Annotated in this window: 16 protein-coding genes; 9 read left to right on the top strand and 7 right to left on the bottom strand. The window is 60.5% G+C overall.

Annotated elements, in window-relative coordinates:
* The first annotated feature begins 15 nt into the window (after positions 1–15).
* Positions 16–996: an NADPH:quinone oxidoreductase family protein gene (locus B9Q17_RS01795; RefSeq protein ID WP_094623857.1), complete on the top strand. Its 981-nt coding sequence runs from the start codon at positions 16–18 to the stop codon at positions 994–996.
* Between the two features lie 310 nt (positions 997–1,306).
* On the opposite strand, the gene B9Q17_RS01800 is transcribed toward B9Q17_RS01795, so the two are convergent.
* The 7 genes from B9Q17_RS01800 to B9Q17_RS01830 form a co-directional block, all read right to left on the bottom strand.
* Positions 1,307–3,136, bottom strand: coding sequence for a long-chain-acyl-CoA synthetase (locus tag B9Q17_RS01800; RefSeq protein WP_094623858.1), 1,830 nt, complete (start codon positions 3,134–3,136; stop codon positions 1,307–1,309).
* A 49-nt stretch (positions 3,137–3,185) separates the two neighbouring features.
* The gene (locus B9Q17_RS01805; protein WP_094623859.1) at positions 3,186–5,150 is read right to left on the bottom strand and encodes an acetyl/propionyl/methylcrotonyl-CoA carboxylase subunit alpha; all 1,965 of its coding nucleotides are present in this window, start codon (positions 5,148–5,150) and stop codon (positions 3,186–3,188) included.
* Between the two features lie 228 nt (positions 5,151–5,378).
* On the bottom strand, positions 5,379–6,194 hold the full coding sequence (locus B9Q17_RS01810) for an enoyl-CoA hydratase/isomerase family protein (RefSeq protein ID WP_094623860.1): 816 nt from the start codon (positions 6,192–6,194) through the stop codon (positions 5,379–5,381).
* Positions 6,195–6,353: 159 nt separating this feature from the next.
* Positions 6,354–7,514 carry an acyl-CoA dehydrogenase family protein gene (locus tag B9Q17_RS01815; protein ID WP_094623861.1) on the bottom strand — a complete coding sequence of 387 codons (1,161 nt, stop codon included), beginning with the start codon at positions 7,512–7,514 and terminating at the stop codon, positions 6,354–6,356.
* 224 nt (positions 7,515–7,738) lie between these two features.
* Complete coding sequence (locus tag B9Q17_RS01820) at positions 7,739–9,355, bottom strand: acyl-CoA carboxylase subunit beta (RefSeq protein WP_094623862.1); 1,617 nt, start codon at positions 9,353–9,355, stop codon at positions 7,739–7,741.
* Between the two features lie 9 nt (positions 9,356–9,364).
* A complete protein-coding gene (locus B9Q17_RS01825; protein ID WP_094623863.1) occupies positions 9,365–10,231 on the bottom strand; it encodes an SDR family oxidoreductase in 867 nt (288 codons plus the stop codon).
* 187 nt (positions 10,232–10,418) lie between these two features.
* A complete protein-coding gene (locus B9Q17_RS01830) occupies positions 10,419–12,215 on the bottom strand; it encodes an acyclic terpene utilization AtuA family protein (protein WP_094623864.1) in 1,797 nt (598 codons plus the stop codon).
* A gap of 132 nt (positions 12,216–12,347) precedes the next feature.
* Between B9Q17_RS01830 and B9Q17_RS01835 the strand changes: the two genes are divergently transcribed.
* From B9Q17_RS01835 to B9Q17_RS01870, 8 genes are all read left to right on the top strand, one after another.
* Positions 12,348–12,968 carry a TetR/AcrR family transcriptional regulator gene (locus B9Q17_RS01835; protein WP_094623865.1) on the top strand — a complete coding sequence of 207 codons (621 nt, stop codon included), beginning with the start codon at positions 12,348–12,350 and terminating at the stop codon, positions 12,966–12,968.
* A 217-nt stretch (positions 12,969–13,185) separates the two neighbouring features.
* Positions 13,186–14,250, top strand: coding sequence for a hypothetical protein (locus B9Q17_RS01840; RefSeq protein ID WP_094623866.1), 1,065 nt, complete (start codon positions 13,186–13,188; stop codon positions 14,248–14,250).
* 58 nt (positions 14,251–14,308) lie between these two features.
* On the top strand, positions 14,309–15,319 hold the full coding sequence (locus B9Q17_RS01845) for a putative solute-binding protein (RefSeq protein ID WP_094623867.1): 1,011 nt from the start codon (positions 14,309–14,311) through the stop codon (positions 15,317–15,319).
* Between the two features lie 15 nt (positions 15,320–15,334).
* Positions 15,335–17,386 carry a TRAP transporter large permease subunit gene (locus tag B9Q17_RS01850; protein ID WP_094623868.1) on the top strand — a complete coding sequence of 684 codons (2,052 nt, stop codon included), beginning with the start codon at positions 15,335–15,337 and terminating at the stop codon, positions 17,384–17,386.
* Positions 17,387–17,568: 182 nt separating this feature from the next.
* Entirely contained in the window at positions 17,569–20,130 is a 2,562-nt protein-coding gene (locus B9Q17_RS01855; RefSeq protein WP_094623869.1) for a S8 family serine peptidase, read from the top strand.
* Complete coding sequence (locus tag B9Q17_RS01860; protein WP_094623870.1) at positions 20,127–20,624, top strand: protease complex subunit PrcB family protein; 498 nt, start codon at positions 20,127–20,129, stop codon at positions 20,622–20,624. Before B9Q17_RS01855 ends, B9Q17_RS01860 begins: the two co-directional genes overlap by 4 nt.
* A gap of 100 nt (positions 20,625–20,724) precedes the next feature.
* A complete protein-coding gene (parE, locus tag B9Q17_RS01865; RefSeq protein ID WP_022989958.1) occupies positions 20,725–22,620 on the top strand; it encodes a DNA topoisomerase IV subunit B in 1,896 nt (631 codons plus the stop codon).
* Between the two features lie 96 nt (positions 22,621–22,716).
* Positions 22,717–24,483: an SLC13 family permease gene (locus B9Q17_RS01870; RefSeq protein WP_094623871.1), complete on the top strand. Its 1,767-nt coding sequence runs from the start codon at positions 22,717–22,719 to the stop codon at positions 24,481–24,483.
* The last annotated feature ends 134 nt before the right edge of the window (positions 24,484–24,617 follow it).

A 24,617-nucleotide genomic window follows, 5' to 3' on the forward strand; every position in this document is an offset into this window, starting at 1 on the left:
CCATCAGGAGAGATCATGAAAGCCATTCTGTGCAAAGAGTACGGCCCCGCCGAAACACTGGTCATCGAAGACGTACCCAGCCCGAAAATGGGCGACCGGGGCGTAAAAATCCGCGTGAAAGCCGCCGGCCTGAACTTTCCCGATACCCTGATCATTGAAGGCAAGTACCAGCTGCAGCCTCCCATGCCGTTTTCCCCGGGCGGTGAGCTGGCGGGTGAAGTCATTGAAGTGGGCGACAAGGTTACCCGCTTCAAACCCGGCGACCGGGTAGCCGCCCTGACCGGCTTCGGCGCCTTTGCCGAGGAAGTCGTCGCCCCGGAATCCAACCTGCTGCCGGTACCGGACAACATGCCGGATGAAAAAGCCGCCGGCTTTATGATGGTGTACGGCACCTCCTACTATGCACTGAAACAGCGCGCAAACCTCCAGCCCGGCGAAACCCTTCTGGTGCTCGGCGCCAGCGGTGGCGTTGGCCTGGCAGCGGTGGAACTGGGCAAGGCCATGGGTGCGAAAGTGATTGCGGCGGCCAGCAGCTCCGAGAAGCTCCGCATCGCCAAGGATGCCGGTGCCGACGAGCTGATCAACTACACCGACGAGCCCCTGAAAGATGCGGTGAAGAAGCTCACCAAGGGCAAAGGTGTGGACGTGATCTACGACCCGGTCGGCGGCGACTTCACCGAACAGGCCCTGCGCACCATGGCCTGGAACGGCCGCCACCTGATCATCGGCTTCGCCGCCGGCGATATCCCGAAAGTGCCGGCCAACCTGACGTTGTTGAAGGGCTGCTCGGTGGTTGGTGTGTTCTGGGGTGCCTTTACCCGCAACGAGCCGGAGGTGAGTGCACAGAACATGATGGAGTTGCTGCAGATGTACTCGGAGGGCAAAATCGACCCGAAGGTCAGCGAGGTGTTCGATTTCGAGCAATACGCGGAAGCCCTGGGCGCCCTGACAGGTCGTCGGGCTACCGGCAAGGTCGTGCTTCGTGTCGGGGCTTGAGTGGGTGCTTAACTTGGGCTCCTAGCCTGTTTGTTTCGGGGGTGTGCCCGGGTTGGGGCGCGCTTCCAAAAAACCGCTACAAGCACGTCCCTGTGCGCTTCTCTCCGGCCATCCATGGCCTCCGAAATTTTTTGGAAGCGCGCCCCAACCCGGACTTTCAGCCTACGAGTAATAGTCAGTAAGCTGATTGCCGCAAAGGTGAGTTTTTTGACTATTACTGCGAAGTTGGATTGGCGTCTGGGAGGCATGCCCCACAGACGCGCCCCCCAAAACCAACAGGCTAGGGCCGAAAACAGGCCCCAACTCAGGGCTAAAACCGAACCCCACCAGAGTCGATGTCAGAAACCAGCTCAGGCGTCAGTCGGGTATAACCGGACGTACCGGGAAGCCAGGCATAGACTTCCTCGTGGGGCCGGTCCAGGGAATAGCCGAGCTTCTGGATATCCACCTTCCGGTACTTGAACGTTCCCGTTTTCTCGATGGCGTGGGTTACCCGCACAAACACCGGAATGGCATAGGCTGGCAGGTTGTCGCTCAGGTAAGCGAACAGCCTGTCCACGTCAAAATCTGCCTCCGGATTCTGGGGCACCAGGGTTACCATGCCGGCCTTGCCGTTGGTGTTCGGGATTTCCACGCCGTACACGATGGCTTCCTGCACCATGCCGGAGCCGTCGATGATGTTTTCCACCTCGGTGGTGGAGACGTTTTCGCCCTTCCAGCGGAAGGTGTCGCCCATTCGGTCGACGAACTGCAGGTGCCGGCAGCCGATTTCTTTCAGCACGTCACCGGTGTTGAACCAGGCGTCGCCGTTTTTGAAGGCGTCTCGCAGGATGGATTTTTCGGTGGCTTCTTTCTGGGTGTAACCTTCGAACGCCCATTTCTTGGTGATTTCGCCAATCAGTAAGCCCGGTTCGCCTTTTTCCACTTCTTCCAGCCGGCCTTTTTCGGTGCGGATCGGGTCCCGGGTGCCTTCGTGGTATTTCACCAGTTTGTAGGGCGCGGTGGAGAACCCGACGGTGTTGTCCATGTTGAAGAAGTTGCTGAAGCCGATGTTGCCCTCTGAGGAGGCGTACAGCTCTGCCACGGTTTCAATGCCGAAGCGGTCCTTGAATTCCTTCCAGATGGAGGGGCGCAGGCCGTTGCCGATCATCTTGGTCAGGCTGTGGTTGCGGTCCTGGTCGCTGGGGGGCTGGTTCAGCAGGTAGCGGCAGAGTTCGCCCACGTAGCCGAAGGTGGTGGCTTTGTAGCGGCGGACATCGTCCCAGAAGGCGCTGGCAGAGAATTTCCGGCGCAGGGCGATGGCTGAGCCGCCGGCCAGTACCGAGCCCCAGCAGACCAGCAGCGCAGTGCCGTGGTACAGAGGCAGGGTGCAGTAGAGAACGTCTTCCGGTTCCATGGCCAGGGACAGCATGCCGAAGCCGCCGTAGGCGCGGATGAATTTGCGGTGTGAACCCGGGGCTGCCTTGGGCAGGCCGGTGGTGCCGGAGGTGTACAGGTACACCACGGTGTCGCCCATTACCACCGGGTTACTCAGGGTTGGCCGGGCCGAGGGGCAACGGCTGACTTCCTGTGCCAGGTTGACGTAGCCCTCCGGCGCGTCGCCGTAGATGTTCAGGGTGTTGGTGTCGGCCAGGTAAAGGAACGGGTTGCTGTGTTTAAGATCGATTTCTTTGCGAATGCCTTCGGCGTGCTCCAGCAGTTCGTCCCCGACCACCAGCATTTTCGGTTCAATCAGGTTGATGCTGTGGGTCAGCACCTTGCCTTTCTGAGAGGTGTTGAGCATGGCACAGGCCACGCCTACTTTGCCGGCGCCGGCCACCAGGGCCAGCAGCTCCGGGCGGTTGTCGAGCAGCACGGCAATGGCGTCGCCTTTTACCAGGCCCTGGTCTTTCAGGTAGTGGGCGATCCGGTTGCTCCAGGCATCGAATTCCTGCCAGGTGATGGTCTGGTCGTCGCACAGTATCGCGGGCCGGTTCGGGTATTTACTGGCATTGCGCTCCACCAGCTTGCCCAGTGTCAGTTCCTTTTTGTCATCTTTAACGGCGTAGTAATAAAGCCCCCTGGCGATGAATGGGAACCGGCGCAATACGCCCGGCAGGCTGCGCATCAGGTCTCTGGCGGTTACGTTGTCTTGGCTCATGGCGCGTCCGTTCCGTTGCTGACAGGGCAGGGGTGCTGCCCTGCGCCTGTTATTGTGTTTGTTCTTCGGTTTCGTTGGCGGCCAGCTCTACCAGTAACTGGCTGCGCCGTACCTGGTCTCCGCTGCTGGTGTGCACCGCGGCAACGGTGCCATCCCTGTCCGCTTTCACCGGATGCTCCATTTTCATGGCTTCCAGGATCACCAGCGTCTGGCCTTGTTGTACGGTGTCGCCGGCGGCAACCAGCACATCGATAATCGCCCCGTCCATACTGGCCTGGATACGGCCACTGCCGGCGCCCTGGGCACCTGTGGCAGGCTGGTGGGTGATGTCGGTTACCGACCACGACCGGCCGAGTGCCTGCAAATATAGGGAATCACCGGCCCGGGAGTATTGGCACCGCTGACGAATCCCGTTGTCGATAATGCACAGCTGGCCTTGTTCGTGGCTCTGGATCAGCAGTTCATATTGGTCATCGCCATGGGAGACCAGCAGTTTGTGGCCGCTGTGACGCACCAGCAGTTCGACGGTTTTTTCCTGGATCTCCAGCTTCATGGGAATCACTGTGGCCGGTGCGTTGCTCCAGCCTTCCTGCCCGGTACTGTTGAGGCTCAGGGCGCAGGCGCTGAGGGCCAGTTCGCGGATGCTCAGTGCTTGCGGTGCCAGCGATGGGTCATCTTTGAACGCCTGCTGCAGGAACGCCGTGGTGGCTTCACCGGCACCGAAGGTGTCATCCGCGATGATGCGGCTGAGGAAGTGGCGATTGGTGGTTACGCCGAACACGGTAGTGTCTTCCAGGGCCCGGACCAGCCGTCGGCGGGCTTCGTCCCGGTTCTGGCCCCAGGCGATGACTTTCGCCAGCATGGGGTCGTAGTGGGCGCTGACTACATCGCCGGAGCGCACGCCGGTGTCGAACCGCAGGCCTTCTCCCTCGGCCGGAGTGAACTCGTGCAAAGTGCCGGTTTGCGGGGTAAAGCCGTTGGCCGGGTCTTCGGCGTACAGGCGCACTTCGATGGCGTGGCCGTTGAGTTCGATCTCTTCCTGGGCCAGCGGCAGTGGCCGGCCTTCGGCGACCATCAGCTGCCAGGCTACCAGATCCTGACCGGTGATCAGTTCGGTGACTGGGTGTTCCACCTGCAGGCGGGTGTTCATTTCCAGGAAGTAGAAGTTGCGGTCTTTGTCGACCAGGAATTCCACGGTGCCGGCGCCTTCGTAGCCGCAGGCCAGGGCGGCTTTGACGGCGGCTTCGCCCATGGCTTTGCGCAGTTCCGGGGTGACAAAAGGTGAGGGCGCTTCTTCCACGACTTTCTGGTGCCGGCGCTGTACGGAGCAGTCCCGTTCGCCGAGGTACACAGCGTTGCCGTGGCGGTCGGCGAAGACCTGGATTTCTACGTGGCGGGGTTCGATGACGGCTTTTTCGATGATCAGTTCGTCGTCGCCGAAGGCCTGTTTGGCTTCGGATCGGGCCCGTTTGATGTTGTCGGCCAGCTCGCTTTCGCTTTCCACCAGGCGCATGCCCCGGCCACCGCCACCGGCAGAGGCTTTGAGCATGAGGGGGTAGCCGATGTCCTGGGCGGCGGCAATGAGTTCGTCGTCGGCTGCGTTATCGCCCTCGTAACCGGGGACGACCGGTACGCCGGCTTCCTGCATGGCGATTTTTGAGCGGCGTTTGCTGCCCATGAGTTCAATGGCGTTTTCAGGCGGGCCTACGAAGGTGAGGCCGGCTTGTTTGATGGCTTTGGCGAAGCCGGAGTTTTCGGAGAGGAAGCCGTAGCCGGGGTGGATGCAGTCGGCGCCGGTTTTGGCGGCGGCATCGAGGATGGCGTCGGCGTTCAGGTAGGATGCGGCGACTTGTGCCGGGCCAATGCAGACGGCTTCGTCGGCTTGTTCAACGTGCAGGGCGTTGGCGTCGGCTTCGGAGTAGACGGCAACAGTTCGATAGCCCAGCGCCTTGGCTGTGCGGATGACCCGGACGGCGATTTCGCCTCGGTTTGCGATGAGTAGTTTTTTTAGCATACGCGTTATCTGCCTTGTTACTGGACCGCCCCAGGTTGGTGTTCGTCCGCACCACTGGCGGGATCAGCCTCCGGAAAACCGCTACGAGCACATCCCTGTGCGCTTCTCTCAGGCCATCCTTGGCCTTCGAAATTTTCCGGAGGCTGATCCCGCCAGTGGCGCTCCCGCGACCTTGGTTGTTTGCCTGCCCAATGATTATTGAGTGGCTTGTTTAAGTTTTTGTATGTGTTATTTCCCAGCCCACTTTGGCTCACGCTTCTGCATGAATGCCATGGTGCCCTCAGTACCCTCTGGCCCGCCGATGGCTGCGGCGAACTTTTCGGCAGCGTCATCCAGCAAACCGGTCATCGCTTCATGGCCGACTCGATGCAACAGCGCCTTGGTTTCCGCCGTGGCATTCGGGGCGCACAGCCGAACCCGTTCAAGGGCTTGGTTCAGCATGTCGTCCAGCTGTTCTTCGGATTCCGCAACCTGGTGAACGATGCCCAGTGCGCAGGCTTCCGCTGCGTCTATTCTCAACCCCAGAAGTGCCAGCCGGCGGGCCTGGGTCAGGCCGATTCGTTCGACCACGAATGGAGCGATCTGGGCCGGGATGACGCCGAGGGTGGTTTCCGGCATGCTGAATTTCGCGGTCGGCCCGGCGATGGCGAGGTCGGAGACGCAGGCCAGGCCGAAGCCGCCGCCCATGACGGCGCCTTCGGTGATGGCGATGACGACTTTGGAGGATTCGTTGACCTGCTGGATCATCTGGCCGAAGGCGCGGTTGAGTTTGTAGAATGGGTCGTCCTTGCCTTCGCCTTTCTGGCCCCGGGCGCCGGCCATGTCCTTGATGTCACCTCCGGCGCAGAAGTGGCCGCCGGCGCCGCGGATGACGACGGCGCGGATGCTGTTGTCGTTTTCAACTTCGGTGAACAGGGCGGCCAACTCCGCGACCATCTGCAGGCTCATGGCGTTGCGGACGTCCGGACGGTTGATGGTGAGAAACAGGGACGGGCCTTGTTTCTCGAGAATCAGTGTTTCGCAATGTGGTAGTTGGTATTCCATAAAAGGACTCCACGTAAAATGTTCGGGGCCGTGAGGCGGGGATCCCTTTTCGGGACCGTTGAGGGCCATGGACGGCCCGAAACGAGCCTACAGGGACGTACTCGCAGGCGTGTCCCGGAAAGGACAACCCGCCTCATGGCCTTCCGTCAAACTCGTTAATCAGTCGCGATTTTTGCCAGGCAAAGTGCCCATTAGCTTGCAGATGATGCCCAGCATGATTTCGTCGGCGCCGCCGCCGATGGACACCAGACGCACGTCGCGGTAGGCACGGGCCAGGGGGTTTTCCCACATGTAGCCGTTGCCGCCCCAGTACTGCAGGCAGGTGTCGGTGACTTCACGGCCCAGACGGCCGGCTTTGAGCTTGGCCATGGAGGCGAGTTTGGTCACGTCTTTACCGGCAATGTGCAGTTCACAGGCCTGGTAGGTGAGGGCGCGCAGGGCTTCCACTTCGGTTTGCAGTTCGGCCAGCCGGAAGTGGATGTACTGGTTGTTTAACAGCGGCTGGCCGAAGGTCTTGCGCTCGCGGCAGTATTCGATGGTCTGGTCAATGCAGTTCTCCAGCGCCTTGATCACGTTCGCCGCGCCCCACATGCGTTCCTCCTGGAACTGGATCATCTGGCACATGAAACCGGTGCCTTCCGCGCCGATGCGGTTGCGCTGGGGAACGCGCACGTCGTCGAAGAACACCTGGGCGGTTTCGGATGAGCGCATGCCCAGTTTGTTCAGATGCGGGCTGAAGGAAATGCCCGGGGTGTTCATGGGCACGACGATCAGGGTTTTGTTCTTGTGGGGCTTGTCGTCGCTGGTGTTGGCCAGCAGGCAGATGAAGTCGGCTTTCGGGGAGTTGGTGATCCACATCTTGGAGCCGTTGATGATGTAGTCATCGCCGTCTTTCTTAGCCGTGGTCTTAAGGCCGGCTACGTCGGAGCCTGCATCCACTTCACTGACGCCGATACAGCCCACCATGTCGCCGGCGATGGCGGGGGCCAGGAAGTCCCGTTTCAGCTCGTCGGAACCAAAGCGGGCGATGGCCGGGGTGCACATGTCGGTTTGAACGCCGATCGCCAGCGGCACGCCGCCGCACTTGGCCATGCCGAGTTCTTCTGCAGCGACCAGGTTGTAGCTGTAATCCAGGCCCATGCCGCCGTACTCTTCCGGCTTCTGGATGCCCAGCAGGCCCAGGTTGCCAAGTTTTTTGAACAGGTCGTGAATCGGAAACTCGCCGGCCTCTTCCCATTCATCGCAGTGCGGATTGATTTCCTTTTCGACGAAATCGCGGACGGTCTTTCTGAGGGCTTCGTGTTCGGCTGTGAATTTCATTATTGTTCTCTCCTACTTTTTTAAAGACGGTCAGTTCTTGTGTTCTTTGTTTGGTGCTTGCCCGGTAGCTTGGGGCGCGGGTGTGTGGGCCAGCCTTCAGAAAAACGCTCCTTCGGCACGTCCATGTGACGCTTGGGCTCCGCCATCCATGGCTCCGCACATTTTCTGAAGGCCCCACCCCACACCCGCTTGAGTTCGAAACTTTGGTGCACCCAGCTCACAATTTAAAACCGAGCGACACCGTAGGAATTGGGCCGCAGTTGTCGTTGTTCGGCTTCGCGGCAAACCGAAAGCACCAAGGCCAAGACCCTCCGGGTATCCCGTGGGTCGATCAGGCCGTCGTCCCAGAGCCGTGCGGTGCCGAACAGGGCGGTGGAGCCGTCTTCGAGTTTCTTGGCGGTGGCCTGTTCCAGAAACGCCAGGGTTTTCTCGTCGGGTTCTATGCCGCTTTTGCGTTGTTTGTCTTCCGCCACGATGCGCATAACCTTGCCGGCCTGGGCCGGGCCCATGACGGCGGTGCGGCTGTTGGGCCAGGCGAAGATGAATCTCGGGTCCAGGCCCCGGCCGCACATGGCGTAGTTGCCAGCGCCGTAGGAGCCGCCGACCACCACGGCGATTTTCGGCACCCGGCAGTTGGCGACGGCCTGCAGCATCTTGGAGCCGTGTTTGATGATGCCGTTCTGCTCCGAGTGCGTGCCCACCATGAAGCCGGTGGTGTTGTGCAGGAACAGGATGGGCGTGCCGGCCTGGTCGCAGAGCTGGATAAACTGCGCCGCCTTGGTGGAACCGGCCGGGGTGATCGGGCCGTTGTTGCCGATGATGCCTAAACTGTGGCCCTGAATGCGGATGGTGCCGCACACGGTCTGGCTGTCGTAGTCGTTCTTGAAATCCAGAAACCGGGAGCCGTCGGCGATGCGGGCGAGGATTTCGCGCACGTCGTAGGGCTTCTTGGCGTCGGAAGGAATTACGCCCAGCAGTTCGTCCGCCGGATACAGCGGCTCATCCCAATGTGGCTCCTTGCGCAGCGGCAGGTTTTCGTTCCAGGGCAGGGCGCCGAGAATCTCCCGGGCCTGGCGGATGCCGTCGGCGTCGTCTTCGGCCAGGTAGTCGGCGGTGCCGGCCACGGTGGCGTGCATTTCTGCACCGCCCAGTTCTTCATCGGTGGCGACCTCGCCCGTGGCCGCTTTCAGCAGCGGCGGGCCGGCCAGGAACATCTTGGCCTGCTCGCGTACGGTGATTACATAGTCCGACAGCCCCGGCTGATAGGCGCCACCAGCGGTGGCGTTGCCGTGAACCACCGTTACTTGCGGAATACCGGCAGCCGACATGCGGGCCTGGTTGGCAAAGCCCCGGGCGCCGAGCACGAAGATGTCGGTAGCGTAGTTCAGGTTGGCGCCGCCCGATTCCGACATCGATACGACAGGAAGCTTGTTCTCCATGGCGATCTGCTGCAGACGCAGGGTCTTGTCCAGACCGGCGGGGGTAATGGTTCCGCCCTTGATGGCGCTGTTGCTGGCCACCACCAGGCAGCGCACACCGGCTACCCGGCCAATGCCGGCAATAATGCCGCCGCCGGCCATGGAGCCGTCTTTGTCATCGTGCATCTTGTAACCGGCAAGTGAACACAGCTCCAGAAACTCACTGCCACGATCCAGCAGCCGATTGATACGATCCCTCGGCAGCAGCTTGCCGCGCTTGGTGAACTTCTCCCGGGCCGATTCCGCCAGGTCCAGAACCTTCTGTTCCACATCCCGGAAGGCGGAGATGTGCGCTTCCATGGCCTCCACATTGGCCCGGAACTCGTCAGACTGGGGGGTTATTGTTGTTTCCAGTACCTGCATGGGAAATCCTCAGTCGTCACTTAAAACTTTCGGCGTTACCGCCCGATGGAAACCGTTATAGGGCTCGTTATTCTTCGCCTTCGGCATCGGCCAAACACGCCCGCCCTGAGAAGCCGCCCCGTCAATCCGCAGGCAGTCGCCACTGATAAACGCCGCGCCCGGGCTGAGCAGAAAACAGATTGCCGAACTCACCTCCGACTCCGTCCCCATCCGCTTGATCGGCACCGCATCCGCCAGGCTGCGAATCCACGACTTCATATGAGCCGGGTAGTTATCCATCCCGCTGGAAGCAATCCACCCCGGCGCCACCGCATTCACCCGAACCCCGGAAGGCGCCCACTCAACCGCCGCCGTCTGGGTAAAATTCACCATCCCGGCCCTGGCTGCACCAGAGTGGCCCATGCCCGGCATACCGCCCCACATGTCCGCCACAATGTTCACGATCGAACCACCAGTCTTGCTCAACGCCTGGGTGTAAGCCTCCCGAGCTATCAGAAAACCACCGGTCAGGTTGGTGCGCACTACGGTTTCCCAACCCTTCTGGTTAATCCCCGTCAGCGGAGACGCAAACTGCCCGCCGGCGTTGTTCACCACCCCGTTCAGACCACCGTGGGTCTCAATAATGGCCTTCACCGTCGCCTTGACCGACTCCTCCTCGCGAATATCGCAAGCGTGGGCGCTGGCAATGCCGCCGTCGGCCTCAATCTCGGCTTTTACCGAATCGACCTTCTCCTGCTTACGACCAACGAGAGCAACCCGGGCACCGAGGGCGGCCAGTTCGTGGGCGGTACAACGGCCAATTCCAGAACCACCACCGGTCACAATAAACACCTGGCCTTCAAACAGCCCCGGCCGAAGAACAGACTGATAACTCATAAAAAATCCTTATCCGAATAGACTGAATCCACGTAAAAAGTCAGAGCGCCCTGGTGGGGGAACGCCCTACAAAAATCTCGTAGGCCATGGATGGCCGGAGCGAAGCGCCACATGGATGTGCCGAAGGAGCGTTTTTTGTAGGGCGTTCCCCCACCAGGGCGCTTGCCCCACAGTTTGATTATGAAGTTCACTGAGGCGCCAGATTCGAAGGCACCGGCACCGGAAACTCCAGCAGCTGCTGTGCAAAAGCCTTACCCTGCGGATCAATCCGAAGGGAGGCTACACCACCGCCACCCAGACTGTGCTCCAGCAAGAAATTGAACGCATGCAACCCCGGCATCGCCCAGCGCGTCACCTTGCCAGACTCCGGATTCAGCGTATGGCTCATCCACTGCGCCACCGCCTGCTCCGTCAACGCCGCCTCAATAAACGGCAAAAACTCCGGATCCCGCGCAATCACCCCGATATTGCTGTGATCACCCTTATCACCAGACCGCGCCCACGCCAGCTTGATCAGCGGCACCGTCGTGTCTGTTGAAACCTCCATCCGTGACTCCGGCTCAGCAGCCAGCGAGCCTGGATCAAATCCACCGTCGGTAACCACAGCCACTTCGGATTTCTCACCAGCCAGCTCCACCGAAACCGCCACTTCCGACTTCGGCACCAGGCAGGAATACAAACGAATCTTCGGCCACACCGTCGGACGGCCACCGACAATGCCGGTGATGCCTGGCGCCATGCCCGTGGCCGCCTGGGCAATTTCCCTTGAGAACAGCACCAGCGCCTTTTTGTTCGGGTGGGCGGTGGCAATCTTTACCACCACTTCCCGGCACTGGTCGCCCCGGCCGTGGGCACCGTAGGTGGTTTCGGTGCCCAAAAGCTCGATGCTGGTTTCGGAATAGTCCGGCAGGCCACGCTCGGCAAACATCGCGGATGTCTTCGCCAGAATGGCTTCGGCCACTTTCTGCGCCTTCGCCTTGGCATTGATGCCGCCCAGCAGGAAGGTGACCGTGCATTTGAAGCCATCTGGCCAGGTGCCGGATACCTTGTAGCTGTCAGTGGACGGCAGGCCCTTCGCGCCAGTAACACTAACCTGGTCCGTGCCGATTTCTTCCAGCGTGACCCGGGTGAAATCACAGGTCACATCCGGCAGCAGGTAAGCCCGCGGGTCACCAATCTCGTACACCAGCTGTTCGCTCACGGTGCCCAGGCTGACCAGGCCACCGGTACCTTCTGGCTTGGTGATCACAAAGTCGCCGGAAGCGCTGACCTCGGCTATCGGAAACCCCATATTGGCGTAGCCGTCGGCCACCTGGTCCCAGTCGGTAAAGTTGCCGCCGGTAGACTGGGCGCCGCATTCCAGCAAATGCCCCGCCAGGCTGCCTTGGGCAAGCCTGTCGTAATCGTTCCAGCTCCAGCCGAATTCATGCACCAGCGGCGCCAGTACCAGGGCGCTGTCAGCTACCCGACCGGTAATAATGATGTCAGCCCCCTGTTCCAGTGCAGCCACCAGCCCAGGTGCGCCCAGGTAGGCGTTAAGGCTCACCATCATGGCCGGGAAAGGCTGGCCTGTGGTCATCTCGGTGATGCCAGCGTCGGCCAGTTTCTTTTTCTTCATCAGAAGGTCATCGCCCAGCACCACGGCGATTTTCAGGTCCACGCCCGCATGCTCGCACAGGGCCTGCAAGGCATCGCGGCAGGCGACCGGGTTCACGCCGCCGGCGTTGGTCAGCACCCGGATGCCTTTGTCCTTGATGTCGCCCAGCAGTGGAGCCATGACGGTTTCCACGAAGTCTCGGGCATAACCCTGAGACGGGTCTTTCATCTTCTGGCCGGCCATGATCGACATGGTGATCTCGGCCAGGTAATCGGCTACCAGGTAGTCAATGTTGCCCTGGCGTACCAGTTGGGCGGCGGCGGTTTCTGTGTCGCCCCAGAAAGCGGCGGAGCAGCCGATGCGGATAGGGTTGTCGGGTTGTGCCATGTTGTTTGCCTTGTTCTTTGCGCCCGGCGATTGCGGGCTGGTGCAGCGATGTTATCGACAATACCAAGCAAGCGCTTGGTTTGTAAACAGGCAAATCTCGGGTAGAATAAAAAGTCCCAGCAAGACAACCGGATGGCCTTTGTGAACCAGAACGAGATTCTTCAGTCCCTCATCGCCGAACAGCTTGTTTCCGACCCCGCCAGTGCTCGCGGGCGCTTGTTGAAAGAGGCGGCCAGGTTATTCCGGGACAAAGGCTATGAGCGCACCACAGTGCGCGACCTGGCAGCAGCAGTAGGTATCCAGTCTGGCAGCCTGTTTCATCACTTCCGAACCAAGGAAGAAATCCTGAAAGCGGTGATGGTGGAGACCATTCGCCTCAATACCGCCTTGATGCACGCGGCCATGGAGCAGGCTGGCACCCTGCGGGAGAAGCTCCGGGCGCTGGTGCGGGCCGAGCTGGAGTCCATCAACGGCCAGACCGGTGAGGCCATGGCGGTGCTGGTGTATGAGTGGCGGAGTTTGTCTGAGGAATCGCAGGCGGAAGTACTGGCCCTGCGGGATCACTATGAAGGCCTGTGGCTATCGGTGCTGGAGCAACTGCGCACGGAGGGCAGTATCGATGCGGAACCGTTCATTGTGCGCCGGATGCTGACCGGGGCCCTGAGCTGGACGGTGACCTGGTACCGGCCGGAGCGGGGCGGATTAACGCTCGACGGGTTGACTGATCAGGTGCTCGCAATTATGAAGTTGTAAAATATTCATTCACATACTTAAAAAATTTTCTGTGTCCCCTGATTTTTGGCTGATTCAAAACCTATTGTTTTATATCAATAAATTTCTCTTTTCTTGATTTCCATTCAGGCCATTGGCCTGATCGGCATATCCATTTCGGCAATCGAGCCATTTCTGTCTGACAGCAATCGCCGCATTCTTGCACCCACAACAACAAAGCAAGAAAGGTCGTCGAACTATGATCTCCTCACTGTTTTCTTACATGCGTGCTTGCCCGTCTCGCCTTCGCCAGACAGCGACCGCGGGGGCCGTGCTGTTGCTGGCCGGCTGTTCTGCAAACCCGATCTACACCACCACCGGCGTAGTGCTTTCCAATTACTCGGAGTCTGAAGCAACACCCTACGTGATGCAGATGTCGGATCCGAAGATGGCCTGCGCCCTGGGCGAAGGTGTCGACCCCCTCATGTATTCATTCTCCCGGGTAACCTCTGCACCGGATACCACCGGTTCCCTGCTGATGCTGCTGGCGGCCAACTGCATGGAATACCGAACCTGGGAAGCCGAGCTCGATTACCTGCGGGCCGATTTCAGCGGTGACATTCCTGCCGCCAAGGATGCCCGTGAAAAGGCCAAGCGACTGCACGCCCAGACCGCGAAGCGCCGTTACCAGGCGTTCCAGCGTGCGATGGCGGCCTACGATTTTGATCCTTCGGCAGAACCTCTGGAATGTCCGTTCCTGTTCAGCGAACAGGACGAGCTGACCTTCCTGCTTGGCTTGCTGACCGGTATGCAGGCGATCGTGAACGATTCCAACTCCGGTGCCATGGCTGGCGTGCCCCGCAACATTGCGCCCCAGGCCGAGCGGGCAGCCCAGTGTGTAGACAACGAAAAATGGGGCGGCCTGCCCAATGCCGTTCGTGCACTGGTGTGGCTGCTGCTGCCGGATACCCGTCCGGAACTCGCCCCCGACCCCTGGCAGGTGCTCGAGAACAGCGCCGAGCTGGGTGTGCAAACCGGTATGCGCGCTTCCCACGCCTTGCAGGCGGTAGCGGCTGAGACCTTCGGTCGCCCGCAGGTGCTGGCCGATGCCATCGCCAGCTTCGCAGAGGCGGACGGTCGTATCGAGGTGTGGGACGAGTACCGACTGGTTGATGAAGTGGCCCGGGGCGTTGTGACCTTCTCGTCTGACAAGCACTGGACAGCCAATTACGGGCACCGCACACCAAAGAGCTATTTCGGCAAGATGAGCCCGGAACGCAGCACCGAAAACGTTGAAACTATGGATCTGGACGGCCTGCTGTAGCAGCGCCGTCCGGCACGAAAACCTTACCCACAAACACAAGAATGACCCGGAGGTCGTCATGATCCGCAAATCCCTTGCCGCTTTGTCCCTTGCTGTGGCCGCACCCCTGGCTTCAGCCCAGCCTGTCTCCATGTGCGTGTTCGATGTCATCGGCGCCAACGGTGACGTTTACAACCTGGTGAAAGACTACGCACTGGAAATGAAAGCCCACGGTGTGGACTTCGAGCTCAAGCCTTACACCGATGAAGGCGTGGCCGTAGGCGACTTCAATGCCGGCCAGTGTGATGCAGTAGCGGCGACCGATATCCGTATCCGTCCGTTTAACAAGTTCACCGGTAGCATCAGTGCCGTGGGTGCCATCCCCACCTACGACGACCTGAAAACCCTGCTGGCCACCCTGGCCCAGGCCAAGGCGGCGCCGCTGATGAAAGACGGCGGCTATGAAGTTCTGGGTATTGTGCCGGCCGGTGCCGGTTACCTGTTTGTGAACGACCGCAGCATCGACACCGCCGGTGAACTGGCCGGTAAGCGCATGGCGACCCTGGACTACCAGAAAGACGCCATCCACATGGTGAACTATGTGAAAGCCACCGTGGTGCCCTCCGATATCACCAACTTTGCCGGCAAGTTTAACAACGGCTCGGTTGATGCAGCCTACGCCCCGGCCTTCGCCTACGAGGCGCTGGAGCTGTACAAGGGGATTGGCGACAAGGGCGGCATTGTGGATTACCCGCTGGCCCAGCTGACCATCCAGATTGTTGCCCGTGACGAAGTGCTGGACGACGACACCGCCCAGAAAGCCCGTGATGTTGCCTGGGGTATGTACCCGCAGGCCATGAACCTGATCCAGGGCCAGGAAGAGGGTATTCCGGACGAGCAGTGGATTCGTATTCCCGAGAAAGACATCACCGGCTACCAGGAAATGTTCCGCGAGAACCGCCTGGAGATGCGTGACGATGTGAACAACGCACCGAGTGTCTATCACCCGAAAATGATGAGCCTGCTGAGCAAGATCCGTTGTGCCAGCAACCCGGGTGCTTCCGAGTGCACCGCGGCTAACCGGGAATAATCGGAGACACTGACGATGAACTGGCGAGCGATGACCGCTACCGGCGCAAGGACGCTCTACCCCGTGCACAGGCTGCACGGGGTAATCCTGCTGCTGTTACTTCTGGCGACCCTGGCGCTGGGAATGGGCAACTCGCTCCATTCCAGGCTTTTGTGGGTAGGCGAGCAGGTATGGCCCAATTATTACCTGCTCAACCCGGATGCAACCGAGCCTACCTGCAACCTGTCTGTTGATATCGACACGGAAGTGGAACGCCGGGTAGCCGCCTACAAGCCGGACCCGGACGATCTGTTCAGCTCTCCGCCTAACCCCGAGGCCATACGTAAGTCCCTGCAAAGTAACCTGGCCCTGTGTGAGCAGCGTCACCTGCAGTTCGCTGAAAACCAGAAGCATGCCACCTGGGCGTTGGGTGTGTTCAAGGATATCGAGCAGGGGCTGGCAGACTTTCTGCTCAAGAACATCGACCTGACAAAGTTCCTGTTCATTGGCATGTTTGCCATGGCTGCGGCCATCTCGGCGCTGGATGCGGACCACATTGCCTTGCGCTTGCCGAGAAACCGGGCGGAATGGCGCCTGAGCCAGGGTTCCCAGTTTGTGGTGAACGGGCTGATGCTGCTGTCGCTCAGTGCCTACGTCGGGCGACTGCAGGCATCCCCGGGGGCCGGTGACACCATAATCCTGCAATACGCCTGGTCGCTGGTGTTCGGGCTGTTCATGGTGATCAACGCCATCCGGTTCCTGTTTGTGCCGGAGCGCATGAAAGCAGGCTCCCTTGCCATGTCGTCGGGGCTGGTGGTGCCGCTGTACTGCACCATGGGCCTGATCGCCATGAGCTACTTCTTCTTTGTAGACGGCTACAGCTCAGGCCTGGCGATTTACTTCGGCATGATGTCGAACCTGTCGTCCATGTTCATCAACATCGGCCTGTATGTGCTGGTGGGCATGATGCTCAAGCAGACCCGGGTGCCGGAGCTGTTGCTGAATGTGCTCAAGCCGTTCAACCTGCCTGCACCCATGCTGGCCTCGGTGATTATCTTCGCCACCGCTTTCCCGACGGCCTTCACCGGCGCCTCCGGTATCTTCATCCTGGCTGTTGGCGGGGTAGTGTACGACGAGCTGCGTCGCGCCGGTGCAGGCCGGCAGCTGTCGCTGGCGACCACGGCGATGTCCGGCAGCCTGGGTGTGGTGCTGAATCCTTGCTTGCTGATCGTGGTGGTAGCGGCCCTGAACAAGGAAGTCACCACCACCGAGATGTATGGCTGGGGCTTCTGGGTGTTCATTATGTCGGCTTCCCTGTTCTCCTTCATCGTCTGCAAGACCGAAGGTAACTGGAAACCGCGGCCGGCCCCGGGTGCCGTTCGTGCAGCCGTGCGTGAGCTTGGCCCCCTGATTCCCTATGCCCTGACAGCAGCAGCTGTGATCCTGGTCATCTGGGTTGTACTCGGGCTCCAGTTCAATGAATACAGTGCGCCCCTGATTCTGCCGCTGGTGATGCTGGCTGTCGTGATGCTGGATGCCGGTAAGGCCGGCCAGGAAAGCGGCCAGTCCAGAACCCAGGCGTTCTTCGATCGCAGCAGCTCTGCTGCCAGTGATTCGGCCGTGCATATCGGCGCCTTGTTGGCCCTGATCGGTTTCTCGATCTGCCTGGGCGGGATTCTGGAGCGTTCCGATATCGTACACGCCCTGTTCCCCGAAAGCCTGACCAGCCCCTGGTTGGCGATGATGGTGATCGTGCTGATGCTGACCGTGATCGGCATGGTGATGGACCCGTTCGGTGCCGTTATCCTGGTATCGGCTACCATTGCCCAGCCGGCCATCCAGATTGGTATCGACCCGCTGCACTTCTGGATTGTATGCCTGGTGGCGTTCGAGCTGGGTTATCTGAGCCCGCCGGTGGCCCTTAACCACCTGCTGACCCGGCAAGTGGTAGGCGAAACCGAAGTGCTGGCTGCCGAGCGCACCGGTTCCTTCTGGCATCGCTATCAGCGCCTGCTTTTGCCGCTGGCGGTAATGGTGCCCACGCTGTTACTGGTGGCGTTTGTGCCCATGCTTTTCTACGCTTTATAAGCGCAGTAGCATAAACAAAACCCGCGAAGCTCTGCTCTCGCGGGTTTTTTTACGATCAGGCTGGTGCAATATGCCTGTAAGGGTCGGTCACGGAAGATTGGCCGTATAACCGGTAAACCTGTTGATAACGGAAAACATGCCCCGTGAAATATCTAAGTCGATCTATGGTTCTGGTGTCAGGGATGGCGGTGTTGGCCGGCTGTGGTGGCGGAGGCTCCGGTTCGTCGGTGCCTGCTTTGCCGCCTTCGCCGCTGTCTGGTGTGATCAGTATTGAGGCGAACAGCCGGGTTGACCAGGATACGATGAACCAGCTGGGGCTTGAGGGCGCACAAGTTGCAACCGGCACACAGGCTCTGCCTGCCAGCTTTGTGCTGGCTGGCTATGTCAGCGGGGCGGCAGGGACCTATCCTTCCGCCTCTGCCCAGTGTCAGCCTTTCGCCTATGCAGAGGATGCGGTGGACGAGTACTCGGTGCCCCTGGCGGCGGGGGAGACCCTCGTTCTTGAAAGCTTTGGCAGCTGCCTGGCTGACCCGGAGCTCGAGCTGGTGGTTGAAGGCGCCGGCCCGCTATCGGCCTCTGTCAATGCTGGCCCGGCCCGTTATACCCTCACAGCCGGCGATAGCACGGAATACCGCGTAACGGTGCGCAACACCGGGAATGCGCCCGCCCGCTACATACTGGCCAAGTCGGTCGCTTTTGGCGCCGAAGGGATGGCGTTTGACTGGCCCCGCTATCGCTTTATTGAAGGCGAGGCCGTTGTTGCCCTGGCCGACGATGACACTGTCCGAGCTGCCATGGCGACACCTGCCGCTGAAAAAGCCCGCGCCCTGGGGGCGGGTGAATGGCTGATGACCATGCCCGGCAACCGGGTTCGCAGTGCACAGGCCGGGCCAGTGGCCGAGGATACACTGAACTGGATCCGGGAGTTGCGGGCGACGCCCGGTGTGCTGTCGGCTACGCCTAACTACGTGGTTTCCAGCCAGCAAACCGGCACACCGGTGTCTGAACCGCTGTACACCCGGCAGTGGCATTATGACCTGATCAACGGGCCTGCGGCCTGGCAGCTGGCGCCCGGCGGTGGCGCTGGTGTGAACGTGGCGGTGCTGGATAGCGGATTATTGAGGCTGCCTTCCGGCGCATGGCATCCGGACCTGGACAGCAATGTGCAGTCACGGCCCGCTTACGACTTTGTTGATAACGATACGATTCCTGCAGACCCGGGCAGCAGCGTTGGCGGCGATGTGTTCCATGGTACCCACGTAGCCGGCACGGTTGCAGCCGTGGTGAATGATGCCGGCAGTGGCGGCGTGGCTTACGGAGCGGGGCTGGTTCCGGTACGGGTGCTGGGTGAGGGGGGCACAGGCTCATCTGCAGACCTGATTGCGGCCATCAACTGGCTGGTGGCCGGGAGCGGCGGCCAGCCCTATGCAGACGTGGTCAATATGAGCCTGGGCGGTTTGCCCAGAATTCAAGACCTGGAAGACGCGATTGCCAAGGGGGTCGGCAAGGGAATGGTTTTCGTGGCCGCTGCAGGTAACGCAGCTACATCAACTTTGTCCTATCCGGCCGCATCTCCTAACGTGCTCGCTGTCAGTGCCGTGGACGGCGGAGGCCAGCTGGCTGGCTACTCCAATTTTGGCAGCTGGATTGACCTGGCAGCCCCCGGTGGCGATGCCAGCCGCGATGGCAACCTCGACGGTGCCGGTGACGTGGTCTGGAGTACCAGTGGTGAGCGGGACGGAGGTGTTTCCATTGCGGGTTACCGGGGGCTGCAGGGTACGTCTATGGCCTCGCCCCATGTGGCGGGCGTGCTGGCGCTGATGAAGGCCCGTGACCCGGCCATGAACTATGACAAGGTGCGCGTTTGGCTTCAGGGCGGGCAGATGACGGACGGCCAGGCACGCCGGAATGACACCCTGGGCTGGGGTGTACTGGATGCTGCCCGGGCAGTTTCTGCGGCCGGTAGCGGCTTTGCAGATACCATTCTTTCGGCATCGCCGGCCCTGGTTTCACTCAGCAACGAGGGCGAGCAGAGCGTATCGGTTGAGCTCAGCGTTTTCGGCGATGGTAATGTTTCCAACCTGTCGCTGGGTGATATGCCGGCCTGGATAGACGTCACCGGGTGCCAGTCCGCGCCGCCATGCGCACTGCAAGTAACGTTAATCAAAGACCAGCTCACGCCGGATGAACCGGCCCGGGGCTCTATCGTGGTGAACTACCAGGTAGACGGTGCCAGTGCAGATCCGCTGTCCATCCCGGTCATCGGCCAGCTGGTCAGCGACGAACAGGCCCGAAACGCCGGTCGGCACTTTGTGCTGCTGGTTAACACCGAGCCCAATGAAGATAACCTGTATATGGCCGAGTCCCAGGTTACCCTGGATGCGGAAAACGGCGTCTATTCGTTCCGCTTCGAGAACGACGATGGCGAAGAGCCACAGCAGCTTCGCGAGGTGCGCCCGGGAGACTACTATCTTGTAGCTGGCAGTGACCTTGATGGTGACGGAATCATCTGCCAGCCGGGCGAGGCCTGCGCCGAGTATCCGATTACCGGCTTGCGGGAGGTGATCACCATCGAGGAAGGCCAAAGCCTCTCCGATATCCGCCTGACCACCGGTTTCTCCCGGCCCACGATTTCTGCGGCTTCACCGGATATACTGCCCCGGCCCGGCTTTCAGGGGTATCAGCTGAGGGCTCCCGAGACACAAACCGGCCCGGCCGACAATCGAATCAGGATGACGCAATGAACCGATTTCCCCTTAAACCTGCAACCGCATTACTCGCTGCCACGCTGCTGGCGGCCTGCAGTGCCAATGCCCCCAAGGAAGCCCAGCCTGCGCCGCAGGTGCGGCAGGTTACCCAGTCGGCCCATTGTGGCCTGACCGGTCCCGGTGTGGCGCCGGTCAGCTCGCCGGAAGCGCTGGAAAACCTGTTGGGTGTCAGTGGCCAGAATATGGCCACCGGCGTAATCCGGCAGGTGGACCTGGCGTCAGAGCAGCTCATCATCGTGACTCTTGGGCAGAAACCTACGGCCGGGTACAGTGTCGGCCTGCAGGATGTCCAGTGGCAGGAGCCGGTACTGAAACTGGCCATGCAGGTCAACTCACCGGCACCGGATATGATGGTGGCGCAGGTGATTACCTCACCTTGTGTGGTGCTGGCGGTGAAGGGCGACCACTGGCAAAGGCTGGAAGTGTCTGGCCTTACGCCTCAGCCCATCGTCAAAACCGCTGGAAAGTGACGCGGTCCGGCACCGGCACAAAACAACCGTTGATCTTTCAGCGTGAATCCCTAAGCTATGGCTCAGCTATCACGACCAATTGCGGAGTCATGCCGTCCCTATGAGCCAGCAACAATATAACGCCGACGCTATTGAAGTCCTCAGTGGCCTGGACCCGGTGCGCAAGCGCCCGGGCATGTACACCGACACCTCAAGGCCCAACCACCTGGCTCAGGAAGTGATCGACAACAGTGTGGATGAGGCACTGGCCGGCCACGCCCGCAGAATCGACGTAGTGCTTCACAGTGACAATTCCCTGAGCGTGGAAGACGACGGCCGGGGTATGCCCGTCGATATTCACAAAGAACAGGGCGTGCCCGGGGTCGAACTGATCCTGACGCGCCTGCACGCCGGCGGCAAGTTCTCTGAAGGTAACTACAACTTCTCCGGTGGTTTGCACGGTGTGGGTGTCTCGGTTGTGAATGCCCTGTCTACCCACCTGGAAGTGCTGATCAAGCGTGACGGCCAGCTGCACCGGATGACCTTCGCCAACGGCGATAAAGCTTCCGAGCTGGAAGTGGTCGACACCGTTGGCAAGCGCAACACCGGTACCCGCCTGAAGTTCACGCCGGATCCGAAATACTTCGACAGTCCCAATTTCTCGGTCAGCCGCCTGCGCCATAACCTGCGCGCCAAGGCCGTACTGTGCCCGGGCCTTCGGGTGACCTTCCTGCAGGAAAAGACCGGCGAAAAAGACGAGTGGTTCTACGAGGACGGCCTGCGGGATTATCTGCGCACGGCGCTGGCGGATATCGAAGCGGTCCCGCTGGAACCGTTTACCGGCAGCTTCTCCGGTAACAAAGAAGCCGTAGACTGGGCCATCCAGTGGTTGCCGGAAGGCGGCGACGCGGTGATGGAAAGCTACGTAAACCTGATTCCCACCGCCCAGGGCGGCACCCACGTAAACGGCCTGCGTACCGGCCTGCTCGAAGCCATGCGGGAATTCTGCGAGTTCCGCAGCTTGCTGCCCCGGGGCGTTAAGCTGTCACCGGAGGATATCTGGGAGCGGGTGGCCTATGTGCTCTCGTTCAAGATGCAGGAACCCCAGTTCTCCGGGCAGACCAAGGAGCGTTTGTCGTCCCGCGAAGCGGCGGCGTTCGTGTCTGGCGTGGTTAAGGATGCCTTTAGCCTGTGGCTGAACCAGCATACCGACATCGCCGAGGTACTGGCCGAGCTGTTTATCAGCAATGCCCAGCGCCGTCTGCGGGCCAGCAAGAAAGTAGCCCGTAAGAAAGTCACCTCCGGCCCGGCGCTGCCCGGCAAGCTGGCCGACTGTTCCGGCTCGGACACCAACCGCTCCGAGCTGTTCCTGGTGGAAGGGGACTCGGCTGGTGGTTCTGCAAAGCAGGCCCGGGACCGGGAGTTCCAGGCGGTCATGCCGCTGCGGGGCAAGATTCTGAATACCTGGGAGGTGGATTCCGGTGAAATCCTCGCGTCCCAGGAGGTCCACGACATTGCCGTTGCCATCGGGGTAGACCCCGGTTCTGACGACCTGACCGGCCTGCGCTACAACAAGGTGTGCATCCTGGCCGATGCCGACTCCGACGGCCTGCACATTGCCACCCTGCTGTGTGCGCTGTTCGTGAAGCACTTCCGGCCGCTGGTCTCCGCCGGCCATGTATTTGTCGCCATGCCGCCGTTGTATCGGGTGGATCTGGGTAAGGAAACCTTCTATGCCCTGGACGAGCACGAGAAGCAGGGCATTATTGACCGGCTGGAAGCCGAGAAGCGCCGGGGCAAGCTTCAGGTAACGCGCTTCAAGGGCTTGGGTGAGATGAACCCGCTTCAGCTGCGGGAAACCACCATGGCCCCGGATACCCGCCGCCTGGTGATGTTGACCCTGGAAGACGGCGATGACACCGACGAGCGTATGGACATGCTGCTGGGCAAGAAGCGGGCTTCAGACCGCCGGGCCTGGCTGGAAGCCTACGGCAATATGGCTGACGTGGCGGTTTGATATTCCTTAATAAACTATAAAAATCGATAGTTATTCTTTCTCAGAATTTGTCTGCCTCGCTATCCTGCCAGTTTTTGAACCGGAAAAGACCGAGTTATGGACTGGCAAGGATGGTTTTCCCTGGGGCTTGCGCTGGCAGCCCTGTTATTGATGAGTTCCGGCCGCTTTGCACCGCACATGGTGATGATGGCGGTCTTGGTGGTGCTCAGTGCCAGCGGCATTATCTCGGCTGACCAGGCACTGGCCGGGTTCAGCAATAGCGGTCTGATTACTGTTGTCGCCATGTTTGTGGTAGCGGCGGGTATTCATCATTCCGGCGGCGTTGATCTGTTGGTGAACCACCTCCTGCGCAGCCCCAAATCCGTCCGTTCCGCCCAGGCCCGTATTGCGCTGCCCGTCGCCTTGTTGAGCGGTTTCCTGAACAACACGCCGGTGGTTGCCACCATGATCCCCGCCGTTCATGCCTGGTCACGGAAGATCGGCATCGCACCCTCCAAGCTAATGATTCCGTTAAGTTACTCGGCCATTCTGGGGGGCACCCTGACGCTGATCGGCACCAGTACCAATCTGGTGGTCAACGGGCAGTACCAGCAGCTGACAGGTGAAGCCGGATTCTCGATCTTCTCGATCAGCGTTGTTGGCCTGCCGGTGGCCATCATCGGGCTGGCGGTGATGTTGCTGGTGATGCCACGGGTGTTGCCAGACCGTAAAGACCAGCAAAAGTTTGGCTCCATGAGGGAGTTCACCCTGGAGGTGGCGGTGTCCCCCGGCGGCCCACTGGTCGGGAAAACCGTGGGTGAAGCCGGATTGCGGGAGCTGGAGCGCCTGTACCTGGTGGAGATCGAGCGGGACGGTAGCCTGGTTACGGCGGTACCCTCCGAGGAACGGCTGCGTGGCGGTGATCGGCTGGTGTTTGCCGGTGATACTCAGGCGATTTCAGACCTGTTGCGCATCAATGGCATTGTGCCGTCGGTGCACGATGACGAACCCAGCCTCAGCCAGGACCGTGCGGAACGCCGGCTGGTCGAGGCAGCCTTGTCTCCGCAATCGGATGTCCTGGGCCTGACCATTCGGGATGCCCGGTTCCGGGACCGGTACGGTGCCGTGGTTCTGGCGGTTGCGCGGGGTGGCGAAAGAGTGTCGGGCAATCTCGGTAATATCCGGCTGAAACCCGGGGACGTGTTGCTGCTGGAGGCGCGCCCGGCCTTTGTCAGCCGCCAGCGCTACAACAAGGATTTCCTGCTGATCAATGACCTGGAAACTGAAACGCCGCGCCATGACCGGGCCTGGTTGTCCTGGGGCATATTGCTGGTATTGGTCGGGCTGGCTGCTTGTAGTGTGCTGAGTATGCTCAATGCTGCCCTGCTTGGGGCCGCAATGATGATCCTTACAGGGTGCTGTACCGTGGGCCAGGCCCAGAAATCGGTGGATGTGCCGGTCATTCTGACCATTGCCGCTTCATTTGCACTCGGCGCGGCACTGGAGGAAACCGGGGCAGCCACCTTTATGGCCGAGGGCATTCTGGCGCTCAGTACAGGTCAGGCTTTGCTGACGCTGTTTCTGGTCTACTGCGCGGTTTCGTTTCTGACGGAAGTGATCACCAATAATGCAGCCGCAGTGTTGGTCATTCCGGTTGTGCTATCGATGACCAACAGCATGGGCGTTCCGGCAGAGCCTTTCGTGATTGCCGTGATGATGGCCGCCTCTGCCAGCTTTGCCACGCCCTTGGGGTATCAGACCAATATGATGGTTTTCGGGCCCGGAGGTTACCGCTTTTCCGACTTTGTGAAAGTGGGGTTGCCAATGAATCTTTTGGTGGGGCTGACGACGGTGGCAGTCATTGCCACTGTGTATGGGCTGTAAAAAGAAAACCCGGCCTTGGCCGGGTTTGTCTGAAATCAGTTGTTGCTGGGTACTACTACGGATTCGTCGAAGTCGAGTTCCATGTCGTTTCCTCTCGGTCACTGAGGCCCCGCGACGGGGCGGATTTAAAGTAT

This window comes from Marinobacter vinifirmus (assembly GCF_002258215.1).
In the GTDB taxonomy this organism is placed as follows: domain Bacteria; phylum Pseudomonadota; class Gammaproteobacteria; order Pseudomonadales; family Oleiphilaceae; genus Marinobacter; species Marinobacter vinifirmus.

Bases quoted from the DNA above. Each gene is read 5' to 3' on its own strand.
- B9Q17_RS01840 (WP_094623866.1), top strand. From the start codon at position 13,186: ATGATCTCCTCACTGTTTTCTTACATGCGTGCTTGCCCGTCTCGCCTT.
- B9Q17_RS01810 (WP_094623860.1), bottom strand. From the start codon at position 6,194: ATGGAATACCAACTACCACATTGCGAAACACTGATTCTCGAGAAACAA.
- parE (WP_022989958.1), top strand. From the start codon at position 20,725: ATGAGCCAGCAACAATATAACGCCGACGCTATTGAAGTCCTCAGTGGC.
- B9Q17_RS01825 (WP_094623863.1), bottom strand. From the start codon at position 10,231: ATGAGTTATCAGTCTGTTCTTCGGCCGGGGCTGTTTGAAGGCCAGGTG.
- B9Q17_RS01845 (WP_094623867.1), top strand. From the start codon at position 14,309: ATGATCCGCAAATCCCTTGCCGCTTTGTCCCTTGCTGTGGCCGCACCC.
- B9Q17_RS01855 (WP_094623869.1), top strand. From the start codon at position 17,569: ATGGCGGTGTTGGCCGGCTGTGGTGGCGGAGGCTCCGGTTCGTCGGTG.
- B9Q17_RS01815 (WP_094623861.1), bottom strand. From the start codon at position 7,514: ATGAAATTCACAGCCGAACACGAAGCCCTCAGAAAGACCGTCCGCGAT.
- B9Q17_RS01820 (WP_094623862.1), bottom strand. From the start codon at position 9,355: ATGCAGGTACTGGAAACAACAATAACCCCCCAGTCTGACGAGTTCCGG.
- B9Q17_RS01870 (WP_094623871.1), top strand. From the start codon at position 22,717: ATGGACTGGCAAGGATGGTTTTCCCTGGGGCTTGCGCTGGCAGCCCTG.
- B9Q17_RS01830 (WP_094623864.1), bottom strand. From the start codon at position 12,215: ATGGCACAACCCGACAACCCTATCCGCATCGGCTGCTCCGCCGCTTTC.
- B9Q17_RS01850 (WP_094623868.1), top strand. From the start codon at position 15,335: ATGAACTGGCGAGCGATGACCGCTACCGGCGCAAGGACGCTCTACCCC.
- B9Q17_RS01795 (WP_094623857.1), top strand. From the start codon at position 16: ATGAAAGCCATTCTGTGCAAAGAGTACGGCCCCGCCGAAACACTGGTC.
- B9Q17_RS01835 (WP_094623865.1), top strand. From the start codon at position 12,348: ATGGCCTTTGTGAACCAGAACGAGATTCTTCAGTCCCTCATCGCCGAA.
- B9Q17_RS01860 (WP_094623870.1), top strand. From the start codon at position 20,127: ATGAACCGATTTCCCCTTAAACCTGCAACCGCATTACTCGCTGCCACG.
- B9Q17_RS01805 (WP_094623859.1), bottom strand. From the start codon at position 5,150: ATGCTAAAAAAACTACTCATCGCAAACCGAGGCGAAATCGCCGTCCGG.
- B9Q17_RS01800 (WP_094623858.1), bottom strand. From the start codon at position 3,136: ATGAGCCAAGACAACGTAACCGCCAGAGACCTGATGCGCAGCCTGCCG.